General features: G+C 61.4%; 14 protein-coding genes. 3 read left to right on the top strand and 11 right to left on the bottom strand.

The features are described 5' to 3' along the window. Positions 1-53: 53 nt before the first annotated feature. From cyoD to LB569_RS30725, 5 genes are all read right to left on the bottom strand, one after another. Positions 54-470: a cytochrome o ubiquinol oxidase subunit IV gene (cyoD, locus tag LB569_RS30745; RefSeq protein WP_224540318.1), complete on the bottom strand. Its 417-nt coding sequence runs from the start codon at positions 468-470 to the stop codon at positions 54-56. Continuing rightward, positions 467-1,147: a cytochrome (ubi)quinol oxidase subunit III gene (locus LB569_RS30740; RefSeq protein ID WP_224695267.1), complete on the bottom strand. Its 681-nt coding sequence runs from the start codon at positions 1,145-1,147 to the stop codon at positions 467-469. The genes cyoD and LB569_RS30740 overlap by 4 nt, the downstream gene beginning before the upstream one ends. Next, on the bottom strand, positions 1,144-3,147 hold the full coding sequence (cyoB, locus tag LB569_RS30735; RefSeq protein ID WP_224695281.1) for a cytochrome o ubiquinol oxidase subunit I: 2,004 nt from the start codon (positions 3,145-3,147) through the stop codon (positions 1,144-1,146). The genes LB569_RS30740 and cyoB overlap by 4 nt, the downstream gene beginning before the upstream one ends. Positions 3,148-3,149: 2 nt before the next feature. Further along, a complete protein-coding gene (gene cyoA, locus LB569_RS30730) occupies positions 3,150-4,100 on the bottom strand; it encodes a ubiquinol oxidase subunit II (RefSeq protein ID WP_224695266.1) in 951 nt (316 codons plus the stop codon). Between the two features lie 242 nt (positions 4,101-4,342). Continuing rightward, positions 4,343-5,209, bottom strand: a complete 867-nt coding sequence (locus tag LB569_RS30725) for an MBL fold metallo-hydrolase (protein ID WP_224695280.1) — start codon at positions 5,207-5,209, stop codon at positions 4,343-4,345. 308 nt (positions 5,210-5,517) lie between these two features. Here LB569_RS30725 and LB569_RS30720 point away from each other — a divergent pair, with 308 nt between their 5' ends. Then, entirely contained in the window at positions 5,518-6,687 is a 1,170-nt protein-coding gene (locus LB569_RS30720) for a beta-glucosidase (RefSeq protein ID WP_224695265.1), read from the top strand. 161 nt (positions 6,688-6,848) lie between these two features. Here the strand turns inward: LB569_RS30720 and LB569_RS30715 are convergent, their stop codons facing one another. Next, positions 6,849-8,603, bottom strand: coding sequence for a thiamine pyrophosphate-dependent enzyme (locus LB569_RS30715; protein ID WP_224695264.1), 1,755 nt, complete (start codon positions 8,601-8,603; stop codon positions 6,849-6,851). A gap of 264 nt (positions 8,604-8,867) precedes the next feature. On the opposite strand from LB569_RS30715, the gene LB569_RS30710 reads away from it, so the two are divergent. Continuing rightward, the gene (locus LB569_RS30710; RefSeq protein WP_140708265.1) at positions 8,868-9,362 is read left to right on the top strand and encodes a hypothetical protein; all 495 of its coding nucleotides are present in this window, start codon (positions 8,868-8,870) and stop codon (positions 9,360-9,362) included. 68 nt (positions 9,363-9,430) lie between these two features. On the opposite strand, the gene LB569_RS30705 is transcribed toward LB569_RS30710, so the two are convergent. Beyond that, positions 9,431-11,542: a catalase gene (locus LB569_RS30705; protein ID WP_224695263.1), complete on the bottom strand. Its 2,112-nt coding sequence runs from the start codon at positions 11,540-11,542 to the stop codon at positions 9,431-9,433. Between the two features lie 308 nt (positions 11,543-11,850). On the opposite strand from LB569_RS30705, the gene LB569_RS30700 reads away from it, so the two are divergent. Next, a complete protein-coding gene (locus LB569_RS30700; RefSeq protein WP_140708530.1) occupies positions 11,851-12,414 on the top strand; it encodes a sigma-70 family RNA polymerase sigma factor in 564 nt (187 codons plus the stop codon). 436 nt (positions 12,415-12,850) lie between these two features. Here the strand turns inward: LB569_RS30700 and LB569_RS31980 are convergent, their stop codons facing one another. The 4 genes from LB569_RS31980 to LB569_RS30675 all read right to left on the bottom strand — a co-directional run bounded on the left by LB569_RS31980 (position 12,851) and on the right by LB569_RS30675 (position 17,059). Beyond that, on the bottom strand, positions 12,851-13,969 hold the full coding sequence (locus LB569_RS31980; RefSeq protein ID WP_318013155.1) for a class I SAM-dependent methyltransferase: 1,119 nt from the start codon (positions 13,967-13,969) through the stop codon (positions 12,851-12,853). Positions 13,970-13,973: 4 nt separating this feature from the next. Next, on the bottom strand, positions 13,974-14,966 hold the full coding sequence (locus LB569_RS30685) for a GNAT family N-acetyltransferase (RefSeq protein WP_224695262.1): 993 nt from the start codon (positions 14,964-14,966) through the stop codon (positions 13,974-13,976). Continuing rightward, entirely contained in the window at positions 14,963-16,027 is a 1,065-nt protein-coding gene (locus LB569_RS30680) for a glycosyltransferase family 4 protein (protein WP_224695261.1), read from the bottom strand. Before LB569_RS30680 ends, LB569_RS30685 begins: the two co-directional genes overlap by 4 nt. 99 nt (positions 16,028-16,126) lie before the next feature. After that, a complete protein-coding gene (locus LB569_RS30675; protein ID WP_224695260.1) occupies positions 16,127-17,059 on the bottom strand; it encodes a beta-xylosidase in 933 nt (310 codons plus the stop codon). Positions 17,060-17,124: the final 65 nt, after the last annotated feature.

The following is a 17,124-nucleotide window of genomic DNA, read 5'->3' as shown; positions in this document are numbered from 1 at the left end:
CCTTCGCGAAGCGAACCCAAGTCAGGCCAAGGCGCGTCCGGCGTGTAGCTCGATCAGGGCATCGCTCCGGCTTGATGGGCCGTCATGGCTGCCATGTTCTGATCCAGGTGGGCCATGATCCAGACCGAGCCCAACACCACCAGTGCTACGATCAACACGCCAAAGGCGAGGGCCAGGACATTGTTGGTGTTGTCCGGTCCGGTCGTCAGGTGCAGAAAGAAGACAAGATGCACGCCCATCTGCGCGATAGCGAGCACCACCAGGGCCGAGATCACCGCCGGCTGGTAGATCAGATTGGTCTGAGCCGCCAAGAACGAAGCGATCGTCAGCAGGATGGCCAGGCCGAAGCCGAGCAGGTAGCCCGAAAGGCCCCCCGCCATTTCGTGTTCGGTTATGCGCTCCTCCCCCGGTGCCGAATCGCGGCGGTCTGGCGTCTCGCTGGTCCCGCTCTCGTTGCCGACCTCGGTCATGGCGATGCTCCCAACAGATAAACCAGGGTGAAGATGGCAACCCAGATGATGTCGAGCGCGTGCCAGAAGAGCCCGAAGCAGTGGAGCCGCCGCAAAATATCGGGTCGAAAACCCTTGACCCACAGCTGCGCCATCATGGTGCCTAGCCAGAGCAGGCCGAGTGCGACGTGGGTTCCGTGGCAACCAACGAGCGCAAAGAAGGCTGAAAGAAACGCGCTACGCGAGGGGCCTGCCTGTTCGCCGATCATCGTCGCGAACTCCTGCAGTTCCAGGAACAGGAAGGCCGCCCCGAGCAAGCCCGTTATGAGCAGCCAGAACTGAGTGGCAGCCATCGATCTGCGGTGGCTCGCAAGCGTTGCCAGGCCGCCGGTGAAGCTCGACGTGAGCAGAACGCCCGTTTGAACCGCAACGCGCGCGGGTTCGAACAGATCCTTGCCCGTCGGCCCGCCGGCGGTTGCCTTGGCAAGCACGGCATAGGCGGCGAAGAAGGCTGAGAACATGATGATGTCGGACAGGAGAAAGATCCAGAACCCGTAGGCCACGGTGACGAATTTCGAGGCAGGGCCGCCCTGTCCGTGGCCCGTCGCGGATCCTGTGCCATGCCCGGCGGCGCGATTGAGCCGATAGGGGTCGTGTATCCGGCTGTCAGCGCTGATGGTGAAGGCGTGATCGCTCATGCCGGGCGCTCCCAGTTGCGCAGCCAGGCAAGCTGCGCGGCCTGCCGATGCCGGTCGATACGTGCGACATCATCGGCGGAGATCTCATAGTCGCCATGATCGCGCCAGGCGAAGACGACGAAGGTGGCGTAAGCGCCGACGAAGCCGACGATCGCCAGCCACCAGATGTGCCAGATCAGCGCGAAGCCGATCAGCGTGCTGAAGAAGGCGGTGACGAAGCCCGTTGGACTGTTGCGCGGCATCTCGATGGGATCGTACGCGGCCTCCGTCTCCGCGCTCTGCTCCTTGATTCCCCGCTGCTTGATGCTCCAGTAGGGTTCTTCGTTCTCGACATGTGGCAGCCGCGCGAAGTTGAAGGCGGGCGGAGGGGAGGAAGTCGACCATTCCAGCGAGCGTCCGTCCCACGGGTCGCCGGTCTCGTCGCGAAGCTTGTCGCGATGCCGGATCGAAACCACCAGCTGCATGATCTGCAGTGCGGCGCCGATGATCATCACCAGCACGCCGAACGCGGCCACCACCAGCCACGGCGCCCAAAGATCCATGTCGATGTGCTGAAGGCGCCGCGTCATGCCAAGCAGGCCGACGATGTAGAGAGGCACGAAGACCAGCATATAGCCGACCAAGGTGACCCAAAATGCCGCCTTCCCCCAGCCTTCGTGCAACCGGAAGCCGAATGCCTTGGGGAACCAGTAGGTGAAGCCGGCGAAAGCGCCGAACAGCACGCCCGAGATGATGACGTTGTGAAAATGTGCCACGAGGAAAAGTGAGTTGTGCAGCACGAAGTCGGCGGGAGGGACGGCAAGCAGAACGCCGGTCATGCCGCCGATGGTGAAGGTGGTCACGAAAGCCAGCGCCCACAGCATCGGCGTGTCGAAGCGAACGCGCCCGCCATACATGGTGAAGAGCCAATTGTAGATTTTTACGCCGGTGCCGACGGCGATGACCGAGGTGGCGATGCCGAAGGCCGCATTGACGTCTGCTCCGGCGCCCATGGTGAAGAAATGATGCAGCCAGACCATGAACGAGACGATGCAGATGAACATCGTCGCCGCGACCATCGAACGGTATCCAAACAGCGGCTTTGACGAAAAGGTCGAGAAGATCTCGGAAAAGATCCCGAAGGCTGGAAGTACCAGGATGTAAACCTCGGGATGCCCCCAGGCCCAGATCAGGTTGACGAACATCATCTGGTTCCCGCCGGCCTCGTTGGTGAAGAAATGAAAGCCAAGGTAGCGGTCCAGCGTCAGCATCGCGAGCGTGGCGGTGAGGATCGGGAAGGCTGCGACGATGAGCAGGTTGGAAGCCAGCGATGTCCAGCAGAACATCGGCATGCGCAGATACCCCATTCCCGGCGCACGCATCTTGAGGATGGTCGTCACCAGATTCACGCCGGTCAGCAGCGTGCCGACGCCGGAGATCTGGATCGACCACAGATAGTAGTCGACACCGACGCCCGGCGAGTAGGTGGTTTCCGACAAGGGCGCGTAGGGCAACCAGCCGGTGCGCGCGAATTCGCCGATGACAAGCGAGATATTGACCAGCAGGGCTCCGGTCGCCGTAAGCCAGAAGCTGACTGAATTGAGCGTCGGAAAGGCGACATCGCGGATGCCAAGCTGCAGCGGCACGACGAAATTCATCAGGCCGATCATGAAAGGCATCGCCGCGAAGAAGATCATGATCGTGCCGTGCGCCGAAAAGATCTGGTCGTAATGCTCCGGAGGAAGATAGCCCGGCCCGTGGATCGCCAGCACCTGCTGCGTGCGCATCATGATGGCATCGACGAAGCCACGCAGCAGCATCAGCATCGCCAGCACGATGTACATCACGCCGATGCGCTTGTGGTCGACCGAAGTTATCCACTCGCTCCACAGATACGGCCAATATCCCTTGAGGGTTATCCAGCAGAGCACCGCTGCCGCCGCCAGGAACACGGCGAAGGCCGCACCGAGGGGGATGGGTTGGTCGAACGGAATTGCCGACCAATCGAGCTTGCCGAGCATCGTCATTCTCCCCCTTCCGCCTGCTGGTGGTGCGCAATGGTTGGTGCCGAGGGTAAGGCACTCGGCCTCGCCTGTGGCTCGCCGCTGCTGGCACTTTCGGCGGGTCCCGGACCCGGCGGCAGCGTCTGCTGAACAACCGCCTCGAACAGCCCAGGCTGAACGTGGCCGAACGAGGCGGGCGGCACGTTTGTGCTTTGCCGGGCGAGCTCGCGGTAGGCGCTGGCGTTGAGCACGCCGCCGCCCCCATGCAGCGACGACGCCCAGCGAGTGAAGGTATCGGCCGAAACCGCGCTCACGCTGAAGTTCATGTCCGAGAAGCCGTCGCCGCTGAAATGCGCCGACTGACCGAAATAGCTGCCCTCGCGGTCGGCCTGCAGATGCAGCTCGGTCTGCATGCCGTTCATGACATAGACCATGCTGCCAAGTTGAGGCACGAAGAACGTGTTCATCACGCTGGCCGAGGTCAGCTTGAAATGCACCGGAACGCCGGCCGGGATGACCAGCTGGTTGACCGCTCCGACACCCTGCTCGGGATAGAGGAACAGCCATTTCCAGTCGAGCGCCACCACCTGGATATCGAGTGGTGGCTGCGCCGAGGCGATCGGTTTGCGCGGGTCGAGGTGATAGGAACCGTAATAGATCAGTCCGCCAAGGAAAAGGATGGTGAGCGTCGGGATCGACCAGACGATCAGTTCGATCCGCCCTGAATAGGTGAATTCCGGGTCGTAGCGGGCATTGCTGTTGGAGGCGCGGAATTTCCAAGCGAAGGCCAGCAGCGCAATCAGCGTCGGGATGACGATCACCAGCATCACCGCCAGCGAATTCAAAAGGATGGTGCGATTGCCCGCGCCAATTGGCCCTTGCGGGTCGAGCACGCCCCCCGCGCAACCGGGCAGGCATGCCGCGGTGGGGATCCAGAGCAGCGAGCGCGCTGGCTTTAGGCTGGATGGCAACAACGGCGGTTCCGCCACGCATCTCGGGGACGACGCGTCGTAAGGGCACGCGCTCTTCGCGTTTTCCATTTCAAGTCTTCCCTGACGTGGAACTTCGCCGGGTGCCGCCCGCCGTCCAACGACGCCCTAACTGGCGCCTCCAGGGTTTGTTCCCCGACACCTGCCCTAACCGACCAAGCAGCAAAGTTGGCGCGCTTTTGACAGATGTTGGGAGCAGCGGAGTGCCGCGGTTTGGACAGAGCTCAGCTGCTCGCCGTTGCTGGCTCGCGCACGAATTTCATTTTTGGCGGGACGGCGAACTCCGTGAACCGATCAGCCAGACTGTCGAGAGCCTGTTGCATGCCCACGCCAGCCGCCGCCGCCCCGTGCCCACTGATGACCATCTGCGGCTTCAGCGCGGCCAGACGCTTCACGGATCTTTCCGCCGCATCCCAGTCCGGCGTGAAATAGCGTGGCGGACCGTGCATCTCGAGATCCTGAACGGCGACCTCATAGACGGATTCCTGGCCTGTGGTGATGAAAGCGTCACCCACGATCAGCGAGCGGTCTTCCTCGCGCCAGAGCGAGATGTGCCCCGGGGCGTGTCCTGGCGTGTGCAGCCATTGCCATCCTGGCATTCCGGGGATCGACCCGTTGGCCGGCAAGAGTTCCAGACGGTTGCCAAGATCGATCGGCCCGCGGGGAAAGAGCGGCGAAAGCAGTGCCATCAGTCCACCCCCAACCCAGGGGTCCGGCGGCGGGTAGGATGTGGTCCCGTCCAGATAGGGGCGCTCGAGCGGGTGCGCGAAGACGGGTACGTCCCACGTATTCGCCAGGTCCAGAACCGTTCCCACATGGTCGAAATGGCCATGCGTCAAGATGATGGCGGCCGGCCGCGCGTCAGTCCCAAACCGCTTTTCCGCGACAGCAAGGATGCTGCTACGGGACGTCGGCAACCCGGTATCGATCAGCACCCATTTGCGATCGCCGCTGCCTGGTGCGCCGAAGAACACGACATTGACGATTGCCAGCCGCAAATAGGCGAGATCCGGCGCGATGCTCCAAGCGCCGTCGCCACGATCCTCACGCCTGGCATGGTCGATATCGGAAAGTCGAATTTGAACGGTCATATCATCCCGTGCCTCTGTTGTTTGCCGAGCAGCCGGTCGAATTAAGCGACGCCGGTGCTGCATCGCCCCGAACTTGGCTCGAGCCTCCTTGTTCCTGATGTCGCCAATCGCCACCCAGCTCGCGGGGGCGACCACAGGAACAAAGGCTCGGCCAGTCGGTTCTGCACTATCCGGTCAGGCAGGACGCGAGGTCTGCTGAGCTGAGCAATGGGATGCGGCTGCCCGATCGGATTCGGCGTTTCGCCAAGGCAATTCGGGTCGGAACAGGGCAGCCGAGTTCGAAAAGGACCGTCCAAAGGAGACTTCGAATGAACGAAGTGGGAGGCGCGCACGGGCACGAAGTGGCCGCGTCGGTTTCGGGAGACTCGCGCTTCGCCAGTTTTTTCATGGCGGGCTTCGAGTGCTCCTCGCACCGGCGCAAGGACGGCGTCCGCCTCGACCTTATTCGTGCGACCTCGCATAATTTGCATGCCTTGAGCGACTACCGCGGCTGCGCCGAACTCGGCCTTCGCACTATCCGCGACGGGCTGCGCTGGCACCTGATCGAAACCGTTCCCGGGACCTATGACTGGTCAAGTTGGGCGCCCATGGTCGAGGCTGCGCAGACGGCAGGTGTCCAGGTCATCTGGGACATCTTCCATTACGGATCCCCGGACCATGTCGATCAGGGGTCCATCCATTTCATCGATGCCTATGCCTCGTTCGCGGCGGAGGCGGTGAGGGTACACCGCTCGATCACTGGAACATCGCCTTTGTTGTGTCCAATCAACGAGATCTCCTTCTTCGCCTGGGCTGTGGAAGTCGGCTATTTCCCGCGCGTGGGTCCCAACAAGCGAGGATGGTTCAAGCGGCACCTCGTCAAGGCTGCCATCGCCGGTGTTCGTGCAATGCGGCAGGTCGATCCGGCATGCAGATTTGTCTGGGCCGAGCCGCTCATCCATATCGCGCCTCGCGACCGCAGCCTCGGCGAACGGCGCCGGGCCGAAAACGCCCGACTGGGACAGTTCGAGGCTTACGACATGTTGCTGGGCCGCGTCGAACCTGAGTTGGGCGGGAGCGAAGATGTCATCGATGTCGTGGGCCTGAACTTCTACCCGCACAATCAATGGTACCTAAGCGGGCCGACGATTCCGATGGGGCATCACGAGTACCGTGCTCTGTCGGAGATGTTGATCGAGGTCGCTCATCGATACGGCAAGCCGATGTTCATTGCCGAGACCGGCTCGGAGGGATCCGGCGGGCCGGCCTGGTTCCACTATGTCTGCGACGAGGTGCGTGCCGCGATGAGCCTCGAAGCACCGATTGAGGGTATTTGCCTGTATCCCATAACCGCCTACCCCGGGTGGGATAACTCCAGACATGCGGAGGTGGGATTGTTTTCGGTCATTCAGGCGGATGGCACGCGACGCCTGCGCCAGCCGATCGCGGACGAACTCGTCCGCCAGCAAGAGCTGTTCGCGCCGAACCGGGAGCGCTGAACTGTGCCGCGAACACCGCAGGGGACGAGCGAATCGAGCTCGACCTTGACCGTCGAGAAGAGTGCGTCGAAGCTCATGGTCCGCCTTTGAGGCATCGCCCTCCAGGGTGCATTTCGCGGCTCTGGAGCACTTCTGGCGAAACTGGGTTCGACCGGATTGCTCTAGGCATCCATCATCGACTTCGCCGGCTCCCGGGCGATATTTTCTTCGATGCGCTCGTGCCCTGGCGTCTGTGGCAAGGCCTGGCGGAAATTCTTGGCATAGTCGGACGGCATCTTGGGCGGCATCAGCGGCTCATAGGCATCGACCAATGCTTCGATCACAACCGGACCTTCGGTTGTAAAGGCCTCGTGGAGAACGGTCTCGATCTGATCGGCCCGCTCGATGCGAAAACCGCTCCCGCCCATCGCTTCCGCCGCTTTGGCAAAATCGATCGGCTGCAGTTCGCAACCGAATTGCGGGTTGCCCAGAAACATCATCTGCTCCCAGGCGATCTGATTGAGCATGTTGTTCTTGATGACTAGAATCTTCAGCGGGATCTTGTAGCGCACCGCTGTCGAGAATTCGCCGAGCTGCATGGCAAAACCGCCGTCACCGACGATAGCTGCGATCGGTCGACCGGGAAATGCTATGCCGGCGGCGATAGCGTAGGCAAGGCCGCAGGCCATGGATGCCAGCGATCCGGATACGCCAAATGCCTGGCCGCTGCGAAGATCGACATGGCGGGCGGCAAGTTCCGTGTTCTGACCGGAGTCGGTGGCCAGCACGGTGTCGCCGGCCAGTCTTTGTCCGAACGCACGGGCAATCGTTTGCGGTTTCAACGGTTGCGCCTGCGCGTCTTCCGATTGTCTCATCATCTCGCGCCATTTCCTCATGGTTTCCTGGGAGCGCTGCAGGAATTCACCGGATGGCTTCTGCGTCAGACGTTGATTGAGCGCGCGCAATGTCTCGGCAGCGTCGCCGACAAGACCGGCCTCGACCGGAAAGCGCAGGCCGATCCGTTGCGCATCGCAGTCGATCTGGACGCCACGGGCCTGGCCGGGCTTCGGGTAGTATTCGATATAGGGGAAGGTGGAACCGACGATCAGCACCGCGTCGCAGGTTTCCATCGCTTCTTGTGAAGCCAGGGTTCCGAGGATGCCTATCCCACCCGTCGTGTGAGGATGGTCGTCGGGTAGCACCGCCTTGCCCAGTAACGCCTTGGCGACAGGTGCCTGCAGCAGGCGCGCCGTATGGTCAAGCTCGGCGGTCGCGCCGATGGCGCCGCGTCCCGCCAGGATCGTCACTCGCGAGGCATTATTCAGAATGGCGGCTGCTTCGTCGAGTTCGGCGTCCAGCGGCATGCTGTGGCCGACGAACATTTGCTGCGGCGTGTGCGCCGGGCGATTGCGCTGGCTGCGCTTGGAGGGATCGCCCTCTTGCTCCTGGACGTCACTTGCAATCGAAAGGTGGGCGACGCCCTTGCGCGCCAGTGCGGTTCGGCAGGCGAGGCTGGCGACGTTTTCCATATGCGCGGCATCGGAGACATGGGCATTGTAGACGGAGACATCGTTGAACACGCGCGTCAGATCGACGTCCTGTTGCGTGAACGTCTCGATGAGATCGTGGAACTGCATGCCAGTGATCGCAAGCACCGGAGCTTGATCGAGCTTGGCATCATAAAGGCCGGTCAGAAGATGCGTTCCGCCGGGACCTGAGGTCGCCAGGCAGACGCCTAGCTTTCCTGTCCATTTGGCGTAGGCGCATGCCATGAAGGCGGCCGACTCTTCGTGCCGGACCTGCACGAAGGCAATTTTGTCCTGGCGGGTGCGCAGCGCCTCCATGACGCCGTTTATGCCGTCTCCTGGCAAGCCGAACACCACCTCGACGTTCCAGGCGATGAGTGTATCGACGAGAATTTCTGCTGCATTTGCCATGTCAGGATTGCTCCGGTGGATGACGTCCGAACCGGTCAATCCCGAGTTGGTTCCTTCATCACAAGAAATCGTGACATGTTGGAGGCGTCGTCGGGCCCCTTGCAGGAGAACCGGCTTCTCATGACCAGTCACGCAGATAATGGACTACTCCAGAGGGCGGTAAGCTGGTTCCGGTAGGTCGCTGGACATCAAGTATGTTCAGGCGTGGTGGAACATCGGCGATCAACTGTCGTTGACACGCTCGTGAGAGAAAGGACACCGTCCATGTCAAAATTCCAGGCTGCCACTCCGGATCGTCTGCGACAACTCAGGCTTGAAGCGTCGGCTTACTTCACCCCGATGATGCTGCACGAGGCATTGCTGCGCCTATCCCACGCCTGCGGCGGTGAAAGCCTTGGGCGGTTCGAGAAGGCCATGGTCGACCAGATAGAGGCGACGCAGGACGATCGGTCCGATATCGAAACGATCAAGGAATTCGCGATCGAGCAGCTTTATGCCTTGATCCGGGAAGCCAATGAATCGCCAAAGAAGAAACAGCCGCTGGAGAAGATAGATACACGCAGGACGCCCGGCCGCTCCGAAGAACCGCAGACGCTCGAGGATCAACTGCAGGCAGGGTTGGAGGATTCTTTTCCGGCAAGCGACCCGCCCGCGGTGGTGTCCACAGCAATTCCAGGCGGAGCAAAGAAGCTGGTCGGGACCGACGAGGTCCTGGGACGGCAGCGAGAACAGGCCGCCAGAGAGGCCCGCCAACCATAGGGCCTGGGCATTGCTGCATACCGGGCCTTGCAGCCATGCGCCGGTGTGACAACGCATTGCTCTCCGCATCAAAGCTTGACGGCGGTCTCCCGTGCCCACAGCCGCAGTTTGCGGCACGCCTCTATAAACGTCTTCACGGAACCTGCGGTACCAAGCTCGATCAGCCCCTCATCGGCATCGGGAGCTACGCCCGCCTTGGCCAGCAGAGGTTGGGCTCCCGGTGTGAAGCCGATGAATTTGCAATGCGCAAAGGCATCGGACACGAAGTCTTTCGCGGCTGCCTCGTTGACCAGCATCTCGGCTGCTTCCTCGGAGAGGAGCAGCACCACCGCGTCGAACAACACAGATGGACCGCCGTCGATCATGTGCCTGGCCTCGATGTGAGTGCCGTCAGCCGCCTCGACGCCGCCCACCTTGGGCGCAACCACCTCCAGCACCGCCCCTTCCGCTTCGATCGCGGAACGGAGTTCTTCGAACAGCGCGATGTCGGCTCCATTGCCAAGCAGGACACCGACTTTGCGGCCTTTGAAACTGTCGGGTCCGTTTTCGATGATGCTAAGCGCCGGCGACGGCGGCAGGTCGTCGCGCGTCGGAACGGCTGCCTCCGCAGGTTCGGGCATGTTGCGAATGCCGAGCTTGTCGGCGACGGTGGTGGCCAGGGTTTCGTCGATGTTCAGCAGATGCGACACCATGCGTTCCCGGATCGCTGGTGCTTGGACCTTGCTTAATTCGAACGTCAGCGCCATGGCGATGTGGCGTTGCTCCGGTGGTGTCTGGCTGTTGAAAAATTGCCGGGCCTGGCTGTAGTGATCGGCGAAGCTTTCCGCGCGCAGGCGCACCTTCTGCCCTTCTTCGGCATCGGCGAAGGAACGGAAGCCGCGTTGCGGATCCTCGCGCGGCCCGAGCCCCCATGAATTCGGCTCGTAGTTGGCGCGGCCGACCGGATTGCGCATGGCCATGTGCCCATCCTGTTGAAAATGGGCGAACGGGCACTTCGGCGCGTTTATCGGGAGATGGGTAAAGTTCGGGCTGCCTAGCCGTTTCAATTGGGTGTCGAGGTAGGAGAAGTTGCGGCCCTGCAGAAGCGGATCGTTGGAGAAGTCGATTCCGGGCGGCACATTCTGCGTCATGAAGGCAACCTGCTCGGTCTCTGCGAAGAAATTATCCGGCATGCGGTCGAGCACCAGCCGCCCGACCGGGATTGGTTCGAGTACCTCTTCCGGAATGATCTTTGTCGGGTCCAGAATGTCGAAGTCGAAGCTATCGGCGAATTCTTGATCAAACAGTTGTACCGTCAACTCCCATTCCGGGAAATTGCCGGACTGGATGGCGTCCCACAGATCGCGACGATGAAAGTCGGGATCGGCGCCATTGATCTTGACCGCTTCGTTCCAGACCACCGATTGCATGCCGAGCTTTGGCTTCCAGATGAATTTGACGAAGGTGGATTCGTCCTTCGCGTTGACGAGGCGGAACGTGTGCACACCAAAGCCCTGCATGAAGCGGAAGGAGCGCGGGATCGCGCGATCCGACATGATCCACATCACCATGTGCATCGATTCCGGCATCAGGCTGATGAAGTCCCAGAAATTGTCGTGCGCGGTCTGGGCTTGAGGGAAGGCCCGGTCCGGCTCCTGTTTGGCGGCATGGATGAGATCGGGAAACTTGATTGCGTCCTGGATGAAGAAGACCGGAATGTTGTTGCCGACCAGATCCCAATTGCCTTCCTTCGTATAGAGCTTGACCGCAAAGCCGCGCACGTCGCGGGCGAGATCGAACGAGCCCTTGTTGCCGGCAACCGTCGAGAACCGCACGAAAGCCGGTGTCTTTTCGCCGGCTCTCTGGAAAATATCGGCACGTGTGTATTGGGCCAGTGACTCGTAGGTCTCGAAGTAACCATGCGCGCCGTAGCCGCGGGCATGGACGACCCTTTCCGGGATTCTTTCGTGGTCGAAGTGGAAAATCTTCTCGCGAAAATGAGAGTCCTCGATCAGCGACGGTCCGCGTTCGCCGATCCGCAGTGTATTTTGATCATCGGAGACGGGTGTTCCGAGCGCGGTGGTCAGAGTGGGCGTCTCACCTCCGGCGATCTGGTGTAATTCCCCGCCGTTTCCGCGCGCGCTGTCCGGTTCCAGTCCACTTGCCGATTGGCGAGCGGAGCGACGGGCGGATTTGGCCATGACAGATCCTCGATTGATGCCGGAAGGTTGAAGTGCTCAGGGCGTCAAACTGCCGGTGCGCGGCTTTGTTCCCATAAAAGAACGGGAGCGGCACGCATGCATGGTCGAAGGAACCGTCGCCGTTGCAGCGATGGTACCGGCCGTTTGGTGAGATATTCCGCCTGCACCAATTCTGAAGACCGCCTTCACGAATTCTGAAGAGTTGTCTCAAGCACGAGGAACGAACCAAAGTTCCATGCATTTAGCTGGGGCTGCGTTCGTACATTCTTTTTCTAGGAGCTAGACCATTGTCATCCGGAGGCTACATTCTGGCTGATAAGGAAACCAATGAAGTTTCCATCGTTGAGCTCATCCCCGCGCTGCGGGCTTTCGCGCGTACCTTCTGCCGCGTTCCCGACGATGCCGACGACCTCGTGCAGGAGACGTTGACCAAGGGGCTGGCAAACATCGACAAGTTCGAACCCGGCACACGCATGAAGTCGTGGCTCTTCACCATCATGCGCAACACTTACTACACCCGGATCAAGATTGCTGCCCGGGAAGCGCCAGGCCTGCTCGACTGTGCGTCTTCCAGGCCGATTTCGGAAGCCACCCAGGAATGGAGCGTTCAGAGCAAGGAAGTCCACGGCGCCATTCAAAAGCTACCCGAACACCAACGCGAGGTTCTGATGCTGATCGGCGTTCTGGGAGTGAGCTATGAGGAAACGGCCGAAATATGCGGCTGCGCAGTAGGGACGGTCAAAAGTCGGCTGAACCGTGCCCGCGCCAATATTCTCGAGTTGCTTGGGGAGAGTTCGCTCCAGACATTGATTGAAAGGCGAAATCATCTGTCGGATGGTCAACTCGATATCGAGGGTGACAGCCGCGGATAATCAATTCTTCACGTCACGCCGACGCCTCTCGACAAGCGCGTTTTGCAATTCTATCGCCAGCTTGGTCAGCCGGTCCGGAATCTTTTCCTGCTCTATAGCAGACAGGAGAGACGTAATCTCCTGATCCATCGCCAAGCCCACATGCGGGTCCACGGGATCGTCGCTCGAACGAGACATCATATTCCCTTGATATAAAACGGTCCCTTGGCGCTAGTGTGGTGACAAATGCTCGACATTACAAGGCGATGTCCATCGCCTGCAGGGTTGCCGGCGATCCTTGCACATGTTTATTTCTCTGGCTTCGCATCGCGGCGGGCCAGGAATGCGGCGTCACGGCGCTCAATCCTTCGGCAATTGGTTCGCGACGTGATCCTGATATTGGTCGGACTTGATTCGATTGCCGTCCAGTCCGCGCTCATCGCTATGCTGCTTCATGTCACGATCGGACAGAACCGCGTTTTCCTCGATCTTGTCCTTGGTCGTTGGTTATTGCGCCGGCACCGGTGCCCTTGCCTTGGCTGCCGAGGCCGGAATGTTTTTCGCGGCCGGATGCCATGATGTCCTCCTTCGGATCGGTGGCACTTTCAAGTGCCTCTGGTTCGACGCCCGAACTGGCGGCGCGCGGTAATGTTCCGTCGCCACGAGCAAGCAGGAAGGCGTCGCCATCCCATGACCGAAACGGCTTCTCGCCATTGATGACAACCCGCAATTGGTGAGCTTCCGCCAGACGGCTGACATCGGCGCGGTCCAAAAAAAGCGATCCGCGATAGGAATAGTTCAGCAGGGCCAGCCAGCCCCGCCGTTTCAGAACGCGTGCGATCTCATCGAAATGCCGCTCGGCCATGCCGGCCAGAACCAGATAAGGAAAGCTGTCAACCGCCAGCACGCAATCGAAACTGCTATCGTCGAATTCGGTCAAATCGAGACCGGAGGTTTGCCGCAAGTCTACGTTGCCCAGCGCGGCACACCGCTCCGAGGCTATGGAGATCATCCGCGAGGATATGTCGATGCCAACCATCCGGTTGAAGGATTTGGAAAGCGCAAGCTCGAAACGGCCGATGCCGCAGCCGATGTCCAGGATATTCCGCCCGGTTCCGGTGAAGTCCTGCTCTTTGAGCCATGCAGCGACTTCCTCGGTCGTGGTTGACAGCCTATCCTCATCGCCGAGGGATGCGAGCTGGACACTTGCTATCTCCGAAATCGCTGCTGCCGTATCGAAACTCGAAGCCAGCCGCATGACGACGGCGGCATCCGTCTCTTCGTCGTCGCGTGCGTGCCGAACGGCGGCGCCTGTCGCTCGCAACGTAGCAAAGACTCCTGGTTTGCGGCGAAGCAGCCCGGCTACCTCTTGCAGCCTTTCTGCGTCTCGCGAATCCAAGGGAACCATATCCCGCGCGATCTCCGCCAGTTCCGCCGCGTCCACCGCCGTCGGCAGATGAAGCGCCAGCCGGGCGACGACGGCTTCCGCGCAAACACCATCCGCCATGCAGTCTTCGACGGCCGACCTGATTGCTGTGTGGCGCTGTGCGGATTTTTTTGGCCTGGTTGCAGTCATGGTATCAACTCCGCGTCCAGACCCGGCGCATCGTCCACCTGTCGACGGCACCCCAGGTATATTTGTAGGCCTCCTGACCGCGCAGGAAATCGAACTCGCGCGCACCTTCGCGGATCGACTCCGCGATCGCGTGGCCGATCAGGATCGCGCCCGGACTCTCATCGGCATAGGCAGGTTCGAAGCCCCCGAGATAAGCATAGGCACGACCGCGATGGTGGAAGCCGTAATAGGCGCCGACGGTCCTGCCATCGATCGCGAACAGCCAGCATCGAACCAGTCCGCGAGCGTCGAGCAAGGGAAGTGAGCGCCTGTGGAAGTGCTCGACCGCGACGTCGGCCAACACGCCGCCTCCATGTCCGGCCCAGCGCGCTTCATGCAGGCGGATCAGTTGATCGAGGAACGTTTGAGGATTGCCGCCTGCCGACGACAACGCGATCCGGCCGCGTCTGGATGCGGCTTGGAACGCCCGTCGCAATTGGCGCCTACGCCGGGAGGGGACACAGCCCGCAAGGGTTTCGTCGCCGGCGATGGCGAGCACAGGGCAAGGGCCATGGGTGGTCGGCAGCCCCGCCTTCAGATCGGGATGCGCAATCGCAAGACCGGCACCGCCTTCAGGCAAATCCGGCAGGATCCATTGCGACCAGCCGATCGAGAGGATCTTTTCCACAATGAGGGCGAGGACCCGAGCCTCGATGCCGGGGGCGCACAGGATGTCCAGATAGTCGCTGAGCGAAATGCCGACCGGGAGCAGTTTCGAGCCGGTGATCCCGTGCTCGAGATAGAGCGGCGCCAGCCCTATCAGGTCGCCTCCGCGCCAGACCGCGACCGTCGCCAGGTCGCCGGGCGCGAATGTGCGCCACCATGGCACCAGCCAGGCCGGAGATTGAAACGGCGTCGCTGAGGTGCTCTGCCCCCACAGTTTCCACCAATGCGGCGCCAGCGCATCGAATTGCGCCGGGTCATCGATGATCTCGCTGCGCAACACAAGCTCGCTCACGGTGTGGCGGCGAGGTGCCCAGCATCGGTGCCAAGTCGTGCCAGCGCTTGATAAGCGTTCATGTAAGACGAGATCATTCGTTCCAGCGAAAAGCGCCGCCGCGCCTCGGCCCGGCATGTCTCGGCGTCCAGGCTGGACGCCGCAACGATGGCCTGCGCCATCTCGTCGATCGTATCGACGAGAAACCCGGTCTTGCCGTGCTCGATGACATCGGGAAGCGCACCATTTGGAAAGGCGACCACCGGTGTGCCGCAGGCCAGCGCCTCCATGGCGACAAGTGAGCTGGTCTCGGCGGCAAGGCTTGGAATGATCAGACAGCGCGCAGCGTTGAGAAAGCGCCGCTTGGCAGTGAAACCGAGCGGACCAAGGAAGCGACGGCGGCCATCGAGGCGAGGTTGGACCTCGTCACGAAAGTACTGCGTGTGTGTTTCATAGGAATAAACCTTGCCGCCGATAACCAGCGGCACACCTGCTTGCTTGGCTGCGTCCAGCGCCAGGTGAATGCCCTTTTCCGGGCAGATCCGGCTGAGAACGAGCGCAAAGTCGCGCTTCGGCTGCAACAGGTTCAGCGCGTCTATATCGACGCCATTCGGAATTGGCGCGGCCAGTCTGGCGTCTGGTGGCGCGGTTTGCTGCTGGGCGGCCGAAACCGCATGAAGCCACAGGTCGTCGCGCGTCGGGCGCAGTGCCTCCGCCCGATACCAGTCCAGTGGCAGGTGAAGGGTCACCAAGGTCGGGCCATCGCTTGGCAGATAGGCATCGAAATCGATGCCGTGCAGATGAACGACATCGATCGGCCAACTGGCGCGGGCGGCAGCGATCGCGGCGCGATGAGCCTGCTGCGCGCGGCTCTTGGCGGCCTCGTCGAGCACGCCGTTTTCAGAAGGTGTCTCCACAAGGGTGCCGCTCGCGCTGGAGCCCCGGCAGCCGACGACGATGGACCGATGACCCGCGCCGACCAGTGCCCGATCGAGCATCGACAGCACCTGTTCGGCACCCCCGACCGCATCCGGTCCGACGGGCGCAAGGGGATAGGCGACATTGAGGACGGTGAGCGTCATGGCCAGCCGAACCCCAAGGGCAGTGGATTGATGTCGGATGCGTGAGCTTCGACTTCGGTCAGGACATCCAATGATCGTGGACCGGGTCGCATGAGAGCCTCACGCAGCCGAGATCCGTTGCGCCGGGCGTGAGGCGGTCGTCATGCCGGGCGCGTAGCGGCGGACCATCGTTGCGCAGAACTCGGCGAATTCCTCGGGCACCAACGGGGGGCTGGTGTGGTGAGGCATCATTCCGCGATGTTCAGGCGTGAAGCAGAAGGTGACCGTGACTTCGAAATCGGCAAGTGCTTCCATCTGTCGATCGAACCACTCCAACGCATTCGGCCTGAAGCTGTCGGCCCAGGACAACCCCGTGCGCAAGTTGGTGACGCCGAGCCGCTTCATCCAGGCGACGGCATCGTCCAGTCGCGGGTCCTCGAAATGAAACCACTGCACCAGCCCCATCGCGGGTGTGTAGCGCAGGAATTCCTCCAGGGCCGGCTTCGGCGTGCCGTCCTGGCGCAACAACCCCATGTGGAAATGACGATAATAGGAGGACCCCTCCGCTTCGCGATGCCGCGTCGTTGCCTCCCATTCACGCGGAAGGTCATAGAGGCTGTACCACTGGATGCGCGGTGCGTTACCGAGCAGCAATTCGGCGGTGCGCTTGAGCCCCCAGACCTGTACTTCCTCGGCTCCGAAGGTCGATACGCCGACCTCGCTGACCCAGATTGGAAGATCGGTGACGGTCGCGATCTCACCGATCTTCTGCGGCCATTCCTGGATTTGCCACAGGTTCCAGTCGAGAGGAAAGCCGTGCACCGCGACGGCGTCGACATGGCCCAGCACGCCGTATTCCTTCATGCGCGTGATAAAGCCGGGATCTATCGGCGAGATGCCGCCAAGCACTTTTGTCAAAGCCGAGTTCTCGGAGTCGATCGCGTCCGCCGACAGGATTGCCATCCTGGCAAAGCGGCTCCAATCGGGGTCGAGCTCCGGATCCCAATGCGATTTGTTGTTGGGCTCGTTCCAGATCATCGCGGCTTCAATCATGGAACTTTCCTTTCGACGGGTAAATCGCGCCGCCCCCCGCCCGGGCGCCCGCGGGCCCGCCCCAA

The sequence above is a fragment of the Mesorhizobium sp. BH1-1-4 genome, from assembly GCF_020165665.1.
Taxonomy (GTDB): Bacteria; Pseudomonadota; Alphaproteobacteria; order Rhizobiales; family Rhizobiaceae; genus Mesorhizobium.
Note: the sequence above shows the minus strand (reverse complement) of the source record. Positions and strands in the feature narration are given on the sequence as shown.

What these genes read in the sequence shown, in the direction of transcription:
- cyoD (WP_224540318.1), bottom strand. Translation starts at nt 470, where the DNA reads ATGACCGAGGTCGGCAACGAGAGCGGGACCAGCGAGACGCCAGACCGC.
- LB569_RS30740 (WP_224695267.1), bottom strand. Translation starts at nt 1,147, where the DNA reads ATGAGCGATCACGCCTTCACCATCAGCGCTGACAGCCGGATACACGAC.
- cyoB (WP_224695281.1), bottom strand. Translation starts at nt 3,147, where the DNA reads ATGCTCGGCAAGCTCGATTGGTCGGCAATTCCGTTCGACCAACCCATC.
- LB569_RS30725 (WP_224695280.1), bottom strand. Translation starts at nt 5,209, where the DNA reads ATGACCGTTCAAATTCGACTTTCCGATATCGACCATGCCAGGCGTGAG.
- LB569_RS30720 (WP_224695265.1), top strand. Translation starts at nt 5,518, where the DNA reads ATGAACGAAGTGGGAGGCGCGCACGGGCACGAAGTGGCCGCGTCGGTT.
- LB569_RS30715 (WP_224695264.1), bottom strand. Translation starts at nt 8,603, where the DNA reads ATGGCAAATGCAGCAGAAATTCTCGTCGATACACTCATCGCCTGGAAC.
- LB569_RS30710 (WP_140708265.1), top strand. Translation starts at nt 8,868, where the DNA reads ATGTCAAAATTCCAGGCTGCCACTCCGGATCGTCTGCGACAACTCAGG.
- LB569_RS30705 (WP_224695263.1), bottom strand. Translation starts at nt 11,542, where the DNA reads ATGGCCAAATCCGCCCGTCGCTCCGCTCGCCAATCGGCAAGTGGACTG.
- LB569_RS31980 (WP_318013155.1), bottom strand. Translation starts at nt 13,969, where the DNA reads ATGACTGCAACCAGGCCAAAAAAATCCGCACAGCGCCACACAGCAATC.
- LB569_RS30680 (WP_224695261.1), bottom strand. Translation starts at nt 16,027, where the DNA reads ATGACGCTCACCGTCCTCAATGTCGCCTATCCCCTTGCGCCCGTCGGA.
- LB569_RS30675 (WP_224695260.1), bottom strand. Translation starts at nt 17,059, where the DNA reads ATGATTGAAGCCGCGATGATCTGGAACGAGCCCAACAACAAATCGCAT.